We start from the raw sequence: 13,317 nt of genomic DNA, 5'->3' as shown, positions 1-13,317 counted from the left end.
GCGTCGCGCGCGGCCGAAGGACGGTCGGCGCGTTCGTAACGACCTTTACCCCTCTCTTCGTGGTGCTGCTGATGATGGTCTTTCCCCCCACCTGGTCTGGTGTCGAACGATGAGCGCGCTCCGCGCCCTGCGCCTCGTCGGCTTCCTGGAAGGGCTGTCCTTCCTGGTCCTCCTCGGCGTCGCGATGCCGCTCAAGTACCTCTTTGAGCTGCCGATCGCCGTGCGGATCGTCGGCAGCGCCCACGGGCTCCTCTTCCTGCTGTTCGTCGGCGCGCTGATTCGCGTGGCCAGCGAGCGCGACTGGCCGCATCGCCGCTCCCTCGCGGCGCTCGTCGCGTCGCTCGTCCCCTTCGGGACGTTCGTGCTGGATCGCGCCCTGAAGCGCGAGATCGAGGGCGACACGCAGGCGGCCGTCGATGGCTGACGCTGGCGCGTCGCGTCCACGTCACGCGCGCCGGCGCTGCGCGCGCCGCGCGCGGATGCGGCTCAAGGACACGGGCGTGATGCCCAGGTACGACGCGATCTGGTACTGCGGGACGCGCTCGACGAGCGCGGGACTGCGCGCGAGCAGCGCCTCGTAGCGCTGCTCGGCGCTGAGCGTGAGCAGCTCCGCGGCGCGCTGCTCGCGCTCGACGAAGAGGGCCTCGGCGACCCGCCGCCCCAGCGTGTTCCAGCTCGGGTGCCGGTCGTAGAGGCGCTCGAAGGCCTCGAATTCGACGACGAGCACGCGCGAGTCCTCGAGCGCTTGCACGCTGAGCTGCGACGCGCACCGGCCGAGCAAGGCGGCATACGCGCCAACGAGCTCGCCCTCCATGGCGAAGCCGCGCGTCACGTCGCGTCCCCGCGGGGTGACGTAGAACTTTCGAACCAGGCCGCTCAGCACCAGGCCGAAGTCGCGCGGGCGCTCCCCGGCGCGGGTCATGAGCTCGCCGCGATCGAGGCGCACGCGCCGCGTCAGGCCCAGAAAATAGCGGATCTCCTCCTCGGGGACGCGCGCGTAGCCAGCCAGGAGCTCGCGGACCGCTGCGAAGGAGCCCTCCACGGGCGACGGGCGTATCAGCGCGAGGCCAGCCCGACAAGCGCCGGCGCGATCTTATCCGAAGTGAATGCGCGCCGCGGGCGGCGGGCATTACGGTGCGCGCATGTCGAGCCGCCGCCACCCGCTGCTCTCGGAGGGATTCAGGATCATCGCGTACCGCGGCGGCGCCGCCGAGCAGCCCGAGAACACCCTCGAGGCGTTCCAGCACGCCGCGTCGCTCGCGAGCGACGTCGTGATCGAGCTCGACGTTCAGCGGACGGCCGACGGCGTGCTCGTCGCGCACCACGACGAGGACACCTGGCGCACGACGGGCGCGCGCGGGCGCGTCGCCGAGCTGCCATATCCGGAGCTCGCCCGGCTCGACGCGGGCTTCGCGTTCGAGGCGGGCGGGCGGCACCCGCAGCGCGGGCGCGGCGTGCGCATCCCCACGGTCGACGACGCGCTCGCCAGCTTCCCGCGGCACCCGTTCGTGCTCGACGTCCACGCGACGCACCCGCAGATCGCGGCGGACGTGGCGGCGCTGGTCGCGCGCCACGACGCGGCGTCACGCGTGGTGATCGCGAGCGAGGCGCCGCGCGTGGTGGCCGCGATCCGGAGCGCGCGGCCGGGCTGGCTGTTCGCCGGCACGTCGCGCGAGGTGCTGCTGCGCGTCCTCCTGGAGCGCGCGCGGCTCGACGCGCTCGCGCCGCGCACCGGCGGCGTCTTGATGATCCCGGAGCGCCACGGCGCGCTCCAGGTGCTGAGTCGGCGTGGGCTGCGGCAGGCGCACGCGCGCGGAGAACGGGTGTGGGTCTGGGTCGTGGAGCGCGTGGAGGACCTGGCGCGCCTGCGCGACCTCGGGGTGGACGGCGTCTTCACGCCGCGCCCCGCGGCGTTCGCCGCGGCGCACGCCGCTCTCGCGGATCGCCCGCGCTGACCGCGACGTGCCGTGTCGAGGCTCCCCCGAGACCGCATGAGTCTGGACAGGCCAGGACTGGCTGAACTTGCGAGGCGGTTGCATTCGAATCGCCCCGGCACGCTTGCCTGCTTTCGAAGCCGCTCGCCCGCCTCGAGGTCGCGACGCGCCGACGGCGCCTATCGCGCCGGTGCGCTATAGGGTGTCGTCGCGGATGAAGCAGCAGCAAGAGCAGCTGTGGCTCGAGGACTTCATCGGAGGTCTCCCCCTCCCCGTCCTCGTGCTGAGCCCGGCTGGGGTCGCGACCCACGAGAACCCGGCGTATCAAGCGAGGTTCGGCCCGAGCGCCGACGATCGCCGCGAGATCGCGTCCGCGCTGCGGGGCGGGCACTCCTCGGCGCTTCGCGCGGCGCTCGACGGCGTCTCGCGCGCCGTGCCGCTCGGCTCGATCAGCGGCGCGCCGTTCACCGGGCACTATTTCCCGATCCGCGACGCTTCAGGCGCCGTGGCGTTCGTCGGGATCCTGTTCGTCGAGGAGCGCGCCGCCCCGGTGCCGGCCGCTCCAGCGCTGACCTCGGAGACCCACGACATCCCGGAGGTCGAGCGCAGCCTTCGCCGCATCCTCGACATGATGCCGCAGCTCGTCTGGTCGACGCGGCCCGACGGTTATCACGATTTCTACAACCGCCGCTGGTACGACTACACCGGCGAGACGCCCGACGCCACGCGCGGCGCCGGCTGGAACGACCAGCTGCACCCGGACGATCAGCAGCGCGCCTGGGAGCGGTGGAAACTCTCCCTCGAGACGGGGGAAGACTACCAGATCGAGTACCGCTTCCGGCGCGCCGACGGCGCATACCGCTGGTTCCTGGGCCGCGCGCTGCCGATGCGTGACGACGCAGGGCGCATCCTCCGCTGGTTTGGCACCTGCACCGACGTCGACGATCAGAAGCGCCTCGAGCAGCAGCGGGCCGAGGTCCTGGCGCAGGCCGAGGAGACCAGCCGGCTGAAGGACGAGTTCCTCGCGATCGTCTCGCACGAGCTCCGCACGCCCCTGACCGCGATCCTCGGGTGGGCGCGCATGCAGCGTTCGCGGCCGGAGCTCGCGCCCAAGGCGATGGAGGTCATCGAACGCAACGCCGAGGCGCAGGCCAGGCTCATCGAGGAGATCCTCGAGAGCTCGCGCATCGTGACCGGGAAGATCCGCCTCTACGCCAGGAACGCGAGCGTGAACGAGCTCGTCCGCACCGCGGTCGACGCCATCCGGCCGGCCGCTGACGCGAAGGCCATCGGCCTCGACGTCAGGCTCGATCCCGGTGTTGGGGAGATCGTCTGCGATCCCGATCGCCTCCAGCAGGTGGTCACGAATCTGCTGGTCAACGCCGTGAAGTTCACGCCGGGCGGCGGGCAGGTCGGACTCCAGACGGCGCTCCATCCGGGCGGCGTCGAGGTGACGGTGACGGATAGCGGGAAAGGCATTTCGCCCACCTTTCTTCCGCACGTGTTCGAGCGGTTCCGCCAGGCGGAGGCGGCCACCACACGGCAGCACGGCGGACTCGGTCTCGGGCTGGCGATCGTCAAATACCTCGTCGAGCTCCATGGCGGCACCGTCCGCGCGCGGAGCGACGGCGAGGGGAAAGGGGCGTCCTTCAGCGTGCGCTTGCCGGTGCGGGCCGTGGCCCTGGCGCAGAGCGAGAGCTCCGAGGTCTCGTCCGAGATCGAGCATCCCTCGGCCGGGACGATCCCCCGGCTCGACGGGCTACGCGTGCTCGTCGTCGACGACGAGCCGGACGCGCGGGAGCTCGTCACCATGGTGCTGCGCGAGGCAGGCGCCCAGGCGGACGAGACGGGCTCGGCCTCGGCCGCGCTGGAGATGATGAGTCACGCTCGGCCCGACGTGCTCGTCAGCGACATCGCCATGCCGGAGCAGGACGGCTACGCCCTCCTTCGCGAGCTCCGAGCCCGCGCTCCGGACCTCGGTGGCTCCGTGCCGGCGCTGGCGCTCACCGCCTTCGCCCGGCGCGAGGACATCGTTCAGGCCCGGGACGCCGGGTTCCAGCTCCACCTCGCCAAGCCGGTCCAGCCGGGCGAGCTCGTGGCGGCGGTCCATCGGCTCGCGCGCAAAGGCGCCTGATACGAACCAGGCGCAGAAGCGGGGAGAATTTCACAGGGAGGCGGGGAGACGGGGAGTATTTTGAAGATTTCCCTCCTCGTCTCCCCGCTTCCTGTGAATTGTCCCCGCTGAAAAGGGCTGCAAATGCAGGGATTCCTCGGAGGTCAGGCGGGAGGGTTCCAGTCGGCATAGTAGCGTTGCCGCATGCGCTCACAGTAGGCAACGAGGTTGGGCTGGGCCTCGGCGTGGCGCTTCAGCGGGGAATCGACGGGGAAGCGGAGCACGCTGGCGAGGAGGGCGTACACGGTCGCGTCCACCGAGCTCGGCTCGGTCCCGAGCATGAAGGGCTGGTCGCCGAGCAGGGTGGCGATGGCGCCGAGGTCCGCCTTGCCCTGGGCATAGATCTCCTCGCGGCTGTGGCGCCCCGTGCCCTGCGCGCGGAGCATGCCGGTCATCCTTTTGCGCAGGAGCTCGACGATCACGCCGCCGACGACCCGCGGCATGAGCGGAAGGAAGATGGGGCGGTAGGCGGCCCACCCCTCGGGCTCGCTCCAGCGGACGAACACCACCATCCAGTAGAACGCCTCTTCGAGCATGCGCCGGATCACATGGCCTCGAGCGCGCGCCTCCCCCGCAAGAAACCGGCGCCGGACCTCGGGCGCACGACACCTGTCCGCCTCCCCCGCGGACACCTGTCCGGACGCGGACACGCGCCCTCGCGCGCCGCCCGCCGATTGCGGCCAATCCTCTCGGGCACGCCCGCTGCTTGGGCGCCTCGCATGCGTCTTCTCATCCACTTCGTTTTGCCCTCCGCCACGGCGCTCCTCCTCGGTTGTTCTGCCGAGGCAGCGCCGGGCGCGAGCACCCCGACATTCCACAGGGACATCGAGCCGCTGCTCCAGAAGAGCTGCCTCGGCTGCCACGCGCAGGGCGGCACCGCGCCGGTGAGCCTGGCCTCGTACGAGAGCGCGAAGGCGCTCGCGCCGGTCATCGCCGACGAGACCGAGGCGCGGCGGATGCCGCCGTGGGGCGCCCTGCCGACCGACGAGTGCGCGCCCCCTCGCCCGTTCCGGGGGGACCTGCACCTCTCCCTCGACGAGATCGCCCTGCTCCGCGCCTGGAGCGACGCCGGCGCCCCCGAGGGTGATCCCGCGGACGCCCCGGCCCCCACCACCCCCGTCGCGGCGGGCCTGTCGCGCACGGACCTCGAGCTCTCGCCCAAGGCCCCCTTCGCCGCGGCGGAGGGCTCCGACAGCTTCCGCTGCTTCGTCCTCGATCCGGGGCTCACGGAGCAGGCGTGGGTCCAGGGCTACGACGTGCTGCCGGGCAACCGCGCCGTGGTGCACCACGCGCTGCTCTTCATCGACGCGAACCGCGAGGGCGAGGCGCTCGGCGGCGAGAGCGGCAGCTACGAGTGCTTCGGCGACGCGCGCCTCTCCGAGACGTCGCTGCTCGGCGCCTGGGCGCCCGGCACGCAGGCGTTCGAGCTGCCGCCGGACATCGGCATCTCGGTGCCAGCGAACGCGCTGCTCGTGATGCAGGTCCACTACCACCCGAAGCCGGGCGAGGCGCCCTCGCCCGACGCGACCCGGGTCGCGCTCCGCCTCGCGGACGAGAAGCCGAGCCGCGCGCTCTCGAACCTCGCGCTCGGCAACGCGGAGGCGCCGTTCCGGGACGGCACCGGGCTCCTGCCCGGGCCGGGCGATCGCGGGAGCGTCGAGTTCCGGATCCCCGCCGGCGCCCGGGGGCACGTGGAGCGGATGCGGTACGTCATCGACTTCCCGATCCCCGAGATCTCGATCTACGGCGCCGGCGTCCACATGCACCGGGCCGGCGTCGACCTCAAGGTCGACCAGATCCGCGCCGAGCCGCGGGGCGACGAGGCCGACCGCGCGTGCCTCGTCCAGACGCCGGCGTGGGACTACAACTGGCAGCGGCTCTACAGCTACGACGCGCCGATCGACGAGCTGCCCACGCTGCGGTCGGGCGACACGATCGAGCTGCGCTGCACGTACGACAACACAACGGAGAACCCGGCGCTCGCGGCGCAGCTCATCGAGGAGCGCCTGCCCGCGCCGCAGGACATCGTCCTCGGCGAGTCGACGCTCGACGAGATGTGCGTGGCGTTCCTGCCTGTCGTCCACCCGAACCTCTGAGGAGACGCCGATGCCTTCGAACCCCTGTCACGCACTGTTCGGTCTCGGCGCGCTCCTGCTCGCCGCCTGCTCTTCACCGCCGAGCACCGCGCCGCCCGGGCCCACGGCGCCGCGCGAGGACCTCTGCCCGGAAGGCTTCGCCGATTGCGACGGCGACAGCGACAACGGCTGCGAGGCCGCCCTGCTGACGAGCGTCGAGAGCTGCGGCGCGTGCGGCGCGCGCTGCGCGGGCGGCGACGGCGCGACGGCGCTCTGCGCGGCGGGCGCCTGCACCCTCGCGTGCGACGCCGGACGGGCCGACTGCGACGGCGACGGCGGCAACGGCTGCGAGGTCCTCGTCGCGGAGGACCCGCGCCATTGCGGGGCCTGCGGCGTGACCTGCGCCGACGCTTGCTGGAACGGCACCTGCGACGCCGCCGTGCTCGCCGGCGAGCTCCGGCTGCCCACGTTCCTCAGGATGGACGCGACCGGGCTCTACTGGACGAACCAGGGCTCGGGCGACGCGCCGGACGGCAGCGTCATGCGGCTCGATCCGGGCGGCGGGACGCCGGCGGCGCTCGCGCCGGAGCAGGAGCTCCCGGGCCCGCTCGCGCTCGGCGAGGCCGCTGTGTACTTCGCGCACGCGCGCGGCCTCGCGGCCGTCCCGAAGGCCGGCGGCGAGGTGACCGAGATCGCGCCCGACGCCCGCGGCGTCACGGCGCTCGCGGTCGACCAGGGCGCGCTCTACTGGGTCGAGGCCGGGACGCCGCCGGCGTTCGAGGACGGCGGGCTGTTCACGCTGCCGCTCGGCGCCGAGCCCGGCGCGGCGAAGGTGATGCTCGCGGCCATCCCGGGCGCCGCCAGCGGGGTGGCGCTCGACGCCGGCCATGTGTACGTGACCGCGCGGGGCACCGGCGCGGCCGACGGCGCGATCTACCGGGTGGCGCGCGACGCGGCGCCGCCGAGCGCGCCGGAGAGGCTGCACGAGGCGCTGGTCGCCCCGCGCGCGCTCGTGGCGCGCGGCGGCGCGCTGTGGCTCATCGAGGGGCGCGGGATCGCCGCGTTCTCGCCCGGGAGCCCGCTTCGCAGGGTCGTCCCGGATCTGCCGCAGATCCCCGCGCAGCTCGCGTTCGACGACGCGCGCGTCTTCTGGACGACCGCGCGGGAGGCCGACGGCCAGGTGCAGAGCGCGCGGCTCGACGGGAGCGATCTCGCGACGCACGCGCGCAACCTGAGCTACCCGTGGGGCGTCGCCGTGGACGGGACCAACGTCTACTTCAGCCTCGCGTGGGACGGCGGGCCCGCGACGGGGGCGCTGGTGCGCGGGCCGAAGGGCCCGTGACCGGGCTCTACGCCGGGGGAGCCCGGCCTCAACGCCGGCCGACCTTCGCGCTCGCCGCGGCGTGACCGCGCTGGATCGCGCGGGTCCAGAGGTCGGGGCGCCCCGGGCCGTGGTCGCCGGCGCGGGCGATCTCGGCGCAGATCGCGGCGGTGAACGCGTCGCCCGCGCCGGCCGCGCGGGTCTCGGCCACGACGGGCGGCGCGAGCGCGATCTCGCCGAAGGGGCCGGCGGCGCGCGCTGCGCCTGCGCCCTGGGTGAGCACCAGGGTCGCGCTCGGCCGCATGGCGGCGCGCACCTGGGCGTCGTCGAGGCCGAGCCCGGCGAGGTCCGCCGCGCTGCACCGCACCACGTCGGCCTCGCGGAGCAGGGCGTGGAGCACGCGCGGATCGCGCCCGGCCCAGAGGCGCCATCGCGCGTTGAGGTCGACGACGACGACGGTGCCTGTGCGGCGCGCGGCCCGCGCGGCCCGGCAGAGCGCGGCGATCGGCGCGAGCGCCGGAGAGATCCCCGAGAGCAGCAGCACCGGCGCCGCCCACCCCTCGGGCACCGAGAGGGGCAGATCGTCCTCTGCGCGGTGGGCGACCATGTGCCGCGCCCCGCCGGTGTCCTCCAGCACGATGAGCCCCTGGCGGGTCGGGATCAGCGCCACACCCGCGACGTCGACGCCGGCCGCCGCAACCCTCGCCAGGAGCGCCCTACCCGGGGCGTCGTCGCCGAGCGCGGCCGCGAGCCCGACGCGCAGCCCGCTCCGCGCGAGCGCGACCGCGGCGTTCACCGCGCCGCCGCCCGGACGGAACCGCAGCGAGGCCCCGCCCGGAGCCGCGAGATCCCAGAGGGCCTCACCGGCGCAGATGACGTCCAGGGTCAACCCCCGCGACGGCGCGACCCGCGCCGCGGTAACCCGCCCAGCGCTCGCAAACATCGATGCCATGGGGATCCCCATCTTACACCACGGGGCTCGCAGCAGCGCGCCGTAACTTGGCCGTCCCCACAGACGTCGAGCTGCTCCTGCTGCACTCGTGGACCTTCGGCGGACGGAGGGTCGCGCTCTTCGACGCGCGCGCGAACCACGGACGCCGGAGGGGGGACCGTCGCAGCGCTCCCCGCTGTCCGGGACTTCGAGGCAGAGGCGCGCGGCGCGGCTCAGCACGACCTGCACCGCAGGCGCACGTGTTGCGCCGCAGAGGACAGGCTCTCCGGCCTGCGCCGCGCCTGCGTCGGCCGGCACGAGCCGTGCAATCGTCGATCATCGTCGATCGTCGTCGATCGTCGGTCGTGACGAGCGCACAAGCGAAGCGCGGGAGGCCCCAATGCGGAACAGGATGGAAGACGTCAATGAATTCCTCTCCCACCGGCGGGTGGCCCTGGTGGGCGCATCGCATGACGACAAGGACTTCAGCCGGATGGTGATGCGGGAGCTCATCGATCGGGGTTACGACGTCGTTCCGGTGAACCCGGGGGGCGGCGTGATCGAAGGCCGCGTAGCGTACGCCGAGGTCGGCGAGATCGATCCCCCCGTCGAGGGGGCGATCGTGATGACCCCGCCCCAGGTCACCGAGCAGATCGTGCGGGCGTGCGCCGCTGCCGGCATCCAGCGCGTGTGGCTGCACCGGGGGGTCGGTCAGGGTGCAGTGAGCGCGCCTGCCGTGCAAGCCTGTCAGGAGCTCGGGATCCGCGTGGTCGCGGGCGAGTGCCCGCTGATGTTCCTCCCGAACGCGGGCTTCGTCCACCGGCTCCATCGATTCACCAAGAAGATCGCGGGGAGTTACCCGGCGCGCGCGTGAAGCGCCATGAACCTGGGAGATCTCGAGATGACATCGTATCCTGTCACCTTCACCGTCACGCGCCCCTGGAAGCTCGATCGCGTCCAGCTCCTCGCGCGTGTCCTCCTGCTCGCGGCGCTCTCGATTGCCGGCGTCACGGTGGGGTTCGTCATGATGCTTGTCTATTTGGCCCTGCCCGCCGTGGCGGCCGCGCTGGTGGCTCAGAAGGGATCGGCCCGGTTCCTGGCCGAGGACGGCCCGAGGCTGACGCGCGCGCTCGTGTGGCTACAGGCCGCGTTCGCTTATCTCTTCCTGCTCACCGACAGGCTCCCGCTCGATCGCCCCGCCGAGACCGCGCGCCTCGACATCGATCCGACCGGCGCGCCGACAGCGAAGGGCGCGCTCCTGCGCCTCTTCACGAGCCTCCCCTCGGCCATCGTCCTCGCGCTGCTCTCCTGCGTCGCCTATCTGGCGTGGCTCGTCTCGGCGGTCGCGGTCCTCTTCACCGAGCGCGTCCCGACGGCCATCTACGATTTCCAGTGCGGCGTGCTCCGGTGGCAGGCGCGGCTCCTCGCCCATCATGCGTCGCTGGTCGACCAGTACCCGCCGTTCGCGTTCGATCCGGGTCCCGTGGACGGCACCCCGCGCGATCACGCGGGCACGTTCGCCTGAGGCGTCCTCTCGGCGCCGAGGAAGGAGGCCGTTCGCCGGTCCTTGCCGCCGGAGGGAGCCGTCACAGGTCGACGACGCAGACGACGCTCGTTGTCGTGTCCTCGCCATACTCCGTGACCTCGATCTGGATCTTCGAGGTTGCCTCGTCCGCTCCGGTGCCGAAGCGAGCCGTGAAGTCCAGCTCGTACCAGGTCTCGATCGAGATCGGATCGGACACCTTCCACGCGAGCTGCTCGAAGCCGCCGATCGACGTGTGATCGAAGACGAAGATCGTGTCGTCGGGAGCGGTGTGCGAGACGGAGAGCGAGGGGCTCGTGAACTCGTAGGCGCCGGCCTCGCCGAGCTCGAGGCTGCAGGCCTCGCCCGAAGGCGTGGTCCCCTCGTAGGTGCCGACCAGGCAGGCGCTCGCGCTGGGATCGCTCGTCAGGGAGAGGTCGGGACAGGCGGCGAGGCGCTCTTCGAGCGCCGAGAGGCTCGGGCTCGATCCGCCCGAGCCTGAGCTCGAGTCGCCCGACCCGTCGTCGTCGCCTCCGCAGGCCACCACCAGCCCGAGGGTGAGCACGGGAACGAAAGCCAGGTAAGAGCGCCGTCGAGCGGGGTTCATGCCATGGGAGGATGAGGTCATCTGACAGAGGCTAGTGGAGACGCCAGCGCTCGACCAGCTGTCAGATCTGACAGGGGGCTCCGCAAGAGCCCGAGCAGCATCGCTTTCGCGACGGCGCGATGCGCGCCGCCGTGCCCCGCCCAGCGCTCGCCAGCATGGATGCCATGGGGTTCCCCATCTTGCACCACGGGGCTCGCAGCGGCGCGCCGGCTGCGCCGCTGGCCGTCGCAACCACCCTGGTAGGAGCGGCAGCCCTGCTGCCCTGGCACACGCCAGGCAGCCTTCACGCTTTTTCACGCAGCGGCGCGGTCGCCCTGACTACGCTGACCCCCATGGCATCCGGAAAAGGTCGCTTGCTCGGGCTCCTCGGCGGGCTGGTGCTGACCGAGGCGAAGGTGCAGGCCGTGGGCACGCCCCACCCGCTCTACCGGCGCGTGGTGCTCGAGGGCGAGGGGCTGCGCACGAGCAGCTGGCAGCCCGGCGACAAGATCCAGGTGCTCCTCCCCTCGAACGACGTGCGGACGTACACCCCGATCGACTGGGCGGAGGGTCGGACCACGCTGCTCCTCCACACGCACGGGAGCGCGCCGGGCGCGCGGTGGACGGAGGCCGTCCGCCCGGGCGACGTCGTGCGGTTCGTCGGCCCGCAACGCTCCCTCCGTCTGGGAGGCGTGGGCCTCCTGACCGGCGACGAGACCTCGCTCGGCGTGGCGGCCTCGGCGCGCCGCCTCGGCACCCACGCCGTCCTCCGGGTGACGAACGTCCCCGCGGCGGAGGCGGCGGCGCGATCGCTCGACGTCTCCGTGGACCTCGCGGGGTCCGACGAGGAGGCCGCCGCATTGCTCCGCGAGCGCGCGGCGGGCGTCGCCACGGCGGTGGCCTGCGGCGGCGGCGCCTGGATCCAGCGGGCCCGGGAGGTGCTCCGGGCGGCCGGGGTGCGGGAGGTGCGCGCCAAGGCCTACTGGATCGCGGGCAAGACCGGGATCGACTGACCCTCTCTGCACACCGGCGAGCGCTGGAAGGGCGGTTTGTTGGCCATCCTCGCGCGTCCTGATAGCCCCTCTGATCGAGGTGGTCGGGATCGATGATGCAGATCGGACGCTGGGCGCTCGCCATCGCGCTACTCACGCTCTCCGCTGACGCCCGTCCGGACCCGCGGAGCGGCGTCGCCGAGGCGCCGCGCGCCCGCGCCGGCGTCACGCTCGCCGAGGCGCGGAGCCGCGTGCATCCCGCCGCCACGCGGCTCGGTGACGTGGTCCCTCTCCTGCGGCAGGACGCGTCCGCCGAGATCTCGGCGATCGACTGGAGCCCGCTCCGGCTCACCCGCCGCTATGGGGTCGCCGCCACCGTGGTGCGCCTGGACACGAAGCGCACCGGGGAGCGAACCCTGACGGCGGCCTGCGTGGTGTCGGCGGCCGTGCGCGAGCTCGACACGGGCAACATCCTCTTCGTGGTCGAGGGCCGCGCGCGGGTCGAGGACAGCGCGGCGGCCGGCGAGCGCGCCCAGCGCGACGCCCTCCGGGCCGCCATCCAGAGCGCGGTGCGCGCGGTGCCGGACGGCCTGCGCCGCTCGCGGTGAGCGTGGGGGCACCCGACGGGTGGACGAGAGCCTGCGCAAAGCCGCTCCGACCTGTCGAGGATGTCCCGCGGCAAGAGCGTCATCGACGTCGCGCGAGACGACAGCAGGCCCCTCGCGCGCCCTGCGGCGCGTCGTGTCGCCGCGCCGCAGGGCTACAGGGCTGTGTGGCCCCTTGACGGTCGGGCGAGCGGGGGACGAATCTGGCCATACCATGTTGGTGATTCGGCGGGCGCAGTGGGACCGGCTGGCGGACGTGGCCGACGAGGCGTTGGCGGACCGGCTGGCGGAGATCGCGCGCCTGCACTGGCCGGCGGCCGCGGCGTTGACGCCGGAGGCCCGGCGCGAGCGGGTGAAGGGCGCGCTGGCACGCGGTCGCCGGGCCGGGTTCGTCGCCGATCGCGACGCGGGGTGCTTCGTCATGCTCGACTTCGCGTTCGGCGCTGGCTTCGAGCAGGAGCGGGACTGGGCGCGCGCCATCCTCGGCGAAGCAGGAACGAGGCCCGCCCAGCGCCTGCAGCGCCTGCTCACCCGGGCGCGCGGGGAGCTGGGGTGACCGGCGCGCTCGCGGGTGTGGCGGTCGGTCTTGCGGCAGGGCTGCCCGCGCCGCCGCCGTCGCGAGGCGAGCCGTCCCTTCCTCCCGCCGTCCGCCTCGAGCGCCTGGGGTTCGAGCACGCCGACGCGCTTCAGGCGCTGCTGTCGTCGGCGGCCGTGGCCGGGCCCCTCGGGCTGCGCCGCCCGCTGCGGCCCGATCACGCCGTGGGCGACGTGGCGGCGCTGCGCCACTTCGAGCGCGAGGGGACCCGCGTCGGATTCGCCGTGGTGGTCGCGGGCGCGGGGGGCGCCGCCGTCATCGCCGGTGGATGCGACCTCTGCGCCATCGATCGTCTCCGCGGCGAGGCCACGCTCCGCTTCTGGCTGGGCGAGCCGTTCTGGGGGCGCGGGATCGGGCGCGCCGCCGTGGGCGCGCTGCTCGACGAGGCGCGCGCCCGGAGCTTGCGGACGGCCAGGGCAGTGATAGCCGCCGACAACACCCGCTCCCGGCGCCTCGTCGAGGCGCTGGGCTTCGCCGTCGGCGGCGACGGGCAGCAAAGCCCGGCCACGGAGGGGAGGGCGCCGGCCCTCGTCTACCTCCGCGCCATCTGACTGCCACGGTCGAACGAATCAGCGCTCGAGCT

Annotated in this window: 15 protein-coding genes; 11 read left to right on the top strand and 4 right to left on the bottom strand. The window is 73.3% G+C overall.

Annotation, left to right across the window (positions count from 1 at the left end; translation table 11 throughout):
• Positions 1-109: 109 nt before the first annotated feature.
• Positions 110-424 (top strand): DUF3817 domain-containing protein, encoded by a 315-nt coding sequence (locus WMF12_RS46100; protein ID WP_437855287.1) that lies wholly within the window; start codon positions 110-112, stop codon positions 422-424.
• A 21-nt stretch (positions 425-445) separates the two neighbouring features.
• Here the strand turns inward: WMF12_RS46100 and WMF12_RS46095 are convergent, their stop codons facing one another.
• Positions 446-1,042, bottom strand: coding sequence for a Crp/Fnr family transcriptional regulator (locus WMF12_RS46095; RefSeq protein ID WP_437855285.1), 597 nt, complete (start codon positions 1,040-1,042; stop codon positions 446-448).
• A gap of 100 nt (positions 1,043-1,142) precedes the next feature.
• Here WMF12_RS46095 and WMF12_RS46090 point away from each other — a divergent pair, with 100 nt between their 5' ends.
• Together WMF12_RS46090 and WMF12_RS46085 are read left to right on the top strand one after the other, a co-directional pair.
• On the top strand, positions 1,143-1,955 hold the full coding sequence (locus WMF12_RS46090) for a glycerophosphodiester phosphodiesterase family protein (RefSeq protein WP_437855282.1): 813 nt from the start codon (positions 1,143-1,145) through the stop codon (positions 1,953-1,955).
• 193 nt (positions 1,956-2,148) lie between these two features.
• Complete coding sequence (locus WMF12_RS46085; RefSeq protein ID WP_437855280.1) at positions 2,149-4,068, top strand: ATP-binding protein; 1,920 nt, start codon at positions 2,149-2,151, stop codon at positions 4,066-4,068.
• 143 nt (positions 4,069-4,211) lie between these two features.
• Here WMF12_RS46085 and WMF12_RS46080 read toward each other — a convergent pair whose 3' ends face one another.
• On the bottom strand, positions 4,212-4,643 hold the full coding sequence (locus tag WMF12_RS46080) for a glutathione S-transferase C-terminal domain-containing protein (protein WP_437855277.1): 432 nt from the start codon (positions 4,641-4,643) through the stop codon (positions 4,212-4,214).
• Positions 4,644-4,826: 183 nt separating this feature from the next.
• Here WMF12_RS46080 and WMF12_RS46075 point away from each other — a divergent pair, with 183 nt between their 5' ends.
• Positions 4,827-6,203 (top strand): hypothetical protein, encoded by a 1,377-nt coding sequence (locus WMF12_RS46075; RefSeq protein WP_437855276.1) that lies wholly within the window; start codon positions 4,827-4,829, stop codon positions 6,201-6,203.
• 10 nt (positions 6,204-6,213) lie between these two features.
• Positions 6,214-7,524, top strand: coding sequence for a hypothetical protein (locus WMF12_RS46070; protein WP_437855274.1), 1,311 nt, complete (start codon positions 6,214-6,216; stop codon positions 7,522-7,524).
• 28 nt (positions 7,525-7,552) lie between these two features.
• Here WMF12_RS46070 and WMF12_RS46065 read toward each other — a convergent pair whose 3' ends face one another.
• Positions 7,553-8,455 (bottom strand): PfkB family carbohydrate kinase, encoded by a 903-nt coding sequence (locus WMF12_RS46065; RefSeq protein WP_437855272.1) that lies wholly within the window; start codon positions 8,453-8,455, stop codon positions 7,553-7,555.
• Positions 8,456-8,846: 391 nt separating this feature from the next.
• Here WMF12_RS46065 and WMF12_RS46060 point away from each other — a divergent pair, with 391 nt between their 5' ends.
• Together WMF12_RS46060 and WMF12_RS46055 are read left to right on the top strand one after the other, a co-directional pair.
• Entirely contained in the window at positions 8,847-9,308 is a 462-nt protein-coding gene (locus WMF12_RS46060) for a CoA-binding protein (RefSeq protein WP_437855270.1), read from the top strand.
• 27 nt (positions 9,309-9,335) lie between these two features.
• Entirely contained in the window at positions 9,336-9,959 is a 624-nt protein-coding gene (locus WMF12_RS46055) for a DUF4389 domain-containing protein (RefSeq protein WP_437855268.1), read from the top strand.
• 61 nt (positions 9,960-10,020) lie between these two features.
• Here the strand turns inward: WMF12_RS46055 and WMF12_RS46050 are convergent, their stop codons facing one another.
• Positions 10,021-10,584 (bottom strand): hypothetical protein, encoded by a 564-nt coding sequence (locus tag WMF12_RS46050; protein ID WP_437743068.1) that lies wholly within the window; start codon positions 10,582-10,584, stop codon positions 10,021-10,023.
• Between the two features lie 311 nt (positions 10,585-10,895).
• On the opposite strand from WMF12_RS46050, the gene WMF12_RS46045 reads away from it, so the two are divergent.
• The 4 genes from WMF12_RS46045 (at position 10,896) to WMF12_RS46030 (ending at position 13,285) form a co-directional block, all read left to right on the top strand.
• Complete coding sequence (locus WMF12_RS46045; RefSeq protein ID WP_437855265.1) at positions 10,896-11,555, top strand: siderophore-interacting protein; 660 nt, start codon at positions 10,896-10,898, stop codon at positions 11,553-11,555.
• Between the two features lie 92 nt (positions 11,556-11,647).
• Entirely contained in the window at positions 11,648-12,142 is a 495-nt protein-coding gene (locus WMF12_RS46040; protein WP_437855263.1) for a hypothetical protein, read from the top strand.
• 211 nt (positions 12,143-12,353) lie between these two features.
• Complete coding sequence (locus WMF12_RS46035; RefSeq protein WP_437855262.1) at positions 12,354-12,695, top strand: hypothetical protein; 342 nt, start codon at positions 12,354-12,356, stop codon at positions 12,693-12,695.
• Positions 12,692-13,285 (top strand): GNAT family N-acetyltransferase, encoded by a 594-nt coding sequence (locus tag WMF12_RS46030; RefSeq protein ID WP_437855261.1) that lies wholly within the window; start codon positions 12,692-12,694, stop codon positions 13,283-13,285. Before WMF12_RS46035 ends, WMF12_RS46030 begins: the two co-directional genes overlap by 4 nt.
• The last annotated feature ends 32 nt before the right edge of the window (positions 13,286-13,317 follow it).

This window comes from Sorangium sp. So ce363 (assembly GCF_051520435.1).
Lineage (GTDB): Bacteria > Myxococcota_A > Polyangia > Polyangiales > Polyangiaceae > Sorangium > Sorangium cellulosum_B.
This window is presented reverse-complemented; position numbering and strand designations above follow the sequence as displayed.

Excerpts from the sequence above, each read along its gene's own strand:
- WMF12_RS46100 (WP_437855287.1), top strand. The coding sequence starts at position 110 with ATGAGCGCGCTCCGCGCCCTGCGCCTCGTCGGCTTCCTGGAAGGGCTG.
- WMF12_RS46055 (WP_437855268.1), top strand. The coding sequence starts at position 9,336 with ATGACATCGTATCCTGTCACCTTCACCGTCACGCGCCCCTGGAAGCTC.
- WMF12_RS46050 (WP_437743068.1), bottom strand. The coding sequence starts at position 10,584 with ATGACCTCATCCTCCCATGGCATGAACCCCGCTCGACGGCGCTCTTAC.
- WMF12_RS46090 (WP_437855282.1), top strand. The coding sequence starts at position 1,143 with ATGTCGAGCCGCCGCCACCCGCTGCTCTCGGAGGGATTCAGGATCATC.
- WMF12_RS46040 (WP_437855263.1), top strand. The coding sequence starts at position 11,648 with ATGATGCAGATCGGACGCTGGGCGCTCGCCATCGCGCTACTCACGCTC.
- WMF12_RS46045 (WP_437855265.1), top strand. The coding sequence starts at position 10,896 with ATGGCATCCGGAAAAGGTCGCTTGCTCGGGCTCCTCGGCGGGCTGGTG.
- WMF12_RS46035 (WP_437855262.1), top strand. The coding sequence starts at position 12,354 with ATGTTGGTGATTCGGCGGGCGCAGTGGGACCGGCTGGCGGACGTGGCC.
- WMF12_RS46065 (WP_437855272.1), bottom strand. The coding sequence starts at position 8,455 with ATGGCATCGATGTTTGCGAGCGCTGGGCGGGTTACCGCGGCGCGGGTC.
- WMF12_RS46070 (WP_437855274.1), top strand. The coding sequence starts at position 6,214 with ATGCCTTCGAACCCCTGTCACGCACTGTTCGGTCTCGGCGCGCTCCTG.
- WMF12_RS46075 (WP_437855276.1), top strand. The coding sequence starts at position 4,827 with ATGCGTCTTCTCATCCACTTCGTTTTGCCCTCCGCCACGGCGCTCCTC.
- WMF12_RS46080 (WP_437855277.1), bottom strand. The coding sequence starts at position 4,643 with ATGCTCGAAGAGGCGTTCTACTGGATGGTGGTGTTCGTCCGCTGGAGC.
- WMF12_RS46085 (WP_437855280.1), top strand. The coding sequence starts at position 2,149 with ATGAAGCAGCAGCAAGAGCAGCTGTGGCTCGAGGACTTCATCGGAGGT.
- WMF12_RS46060 (WP_437855270.1), top strand. The coding sequence starts at position 8,847 with ATGGAAGACGTCAATGAATTCCTCTCCCACCGGCGGGTGGCCCTGGTG.